The following is a 1,302-nucleotide window of genomic DNA, read 5'->3' as shown; positions in this document are numbered from 1 at the left end:
TTCGCCTTTGGCGTTCGGTGTAGGGTAGGTTGTGGGAGGAAACGGGCAAGATGCCCGTTCCACACCTGATTCCTGTTCCACACCTGATGCCCGTTCCACCACTGATGCCCGTTCCACCCCTGATGACCATTCCACAAGACTCTTAAAATTATTAGATTCTTAAACAACCGCCCCAGTTTCTTGACAAGATATTTTTACTCTGGTATTACTTAAAGGGGAGCAAAACAAGAAAAGTAGTCTTCCAAATCAGTAAGGCTATCCTGAGTTACTGAACTCAATAGATATTCAGGTTCAATGCATCTTATTCTGTAATTCCTGCTTTATATGAAACTCATCCTATGAGTAATTTTGCGGGATTACTTTGTCATATTGTCTGAGTAATGTTTCTACTATTCAGATTAGTTTCCCCTGCCTGAGTTTCTATAATTTTTACCTTTCAAGTCCGACTAAACAATTTTTGAAGGAGCAACCTATGTTGAAAGTTATTGTTCGACTTCTCAAATCAACCTTTTGCTTGTTGTTTGTCCTGGGTATGATGGCTATGTTTGCTGCATCCCCCAGCTATGCCGACAAATGTAGTTCTAAGGATCGCGAACCCCTTCCAAGCTGTGTATCTTATCAGATCAACAAAGCAGAAGCATGGTATAATTCCAAGTCAGAGAACGCATCGGTTAGGAATAATTGCACTCACCCGGTGACTATCAAGTTTGTGAAGGAAGGGGAAGGCGATAGCCGAAAAACAGTACAGCCAAATGTTTCCATGGGTGAGGGATCCAAAAAAGGCATAGAACTATACTGCTGCCCCAGATATAACAGCTGTGCAAACAATTAGTATATCTTGCACATTGGCTACCAACCACAGGGATAGATAACGCCGTAGCTGGCGTTGCTTAATAATCGAATGAATTGAAAAGCTTTGTGGAATAGGCATCTTGCCTGTTCCTATTTTAGTGTTGCTTAATAATCGAATGAATTGAAAAGCTTTGTAGAATAGGCATCTTGTCTGTTCCTATTTTGGCGAATAGGCATCTTGCCTGTTCCTATTTTGGTGTTGGTTAATATTCAAAAATTCAGCAACCCCAAACATTTGTTACAAAAGTTTTTGAAATATGCTATAATATAATGTTTTTTATGCTATAATAAAACCATACCATGAACGCTAAAACGTTTCATGGTAAGAGCCAGCCGACAGATTATCCACGGTCCAGAGGCTGGCTCTAGATTCCCCATGAAAGGAGACAAGATTTATTATGACTTATTACCACCGCCTACACCCGTGGGCTGTTGTTCGGCTATTGCCGC

General features: G+C 40.9%; 1 protein-coding gene. It reads right to left on the bottom strand.

Annotated features, from left to right (window positions below; genetic code table 11):
- Positions 1 to 790: 790 nt before the first annotated feature.
- Complete coding sequence (locus AC4II3_RS32730; RefSeq protein ID WP_488014044.1) at positions 791 to 931, bottom strand: hypothetical protein; 141 nt, start codon at positions 929 to 931, stop codon at positions 791 to 793.
- Between the last annotated feature and the right edge of the window lie 371 nt (positions 932 to 1,302).

The sequence above is a fragment of the Moorena sp. genome (genome assembly GCF_982860115.1).
The sequence above is the reverse complement of the archived record's forward strand: the minus strand, read 5'-3'. Positions and strand labels throughout refer to the sequence as shown.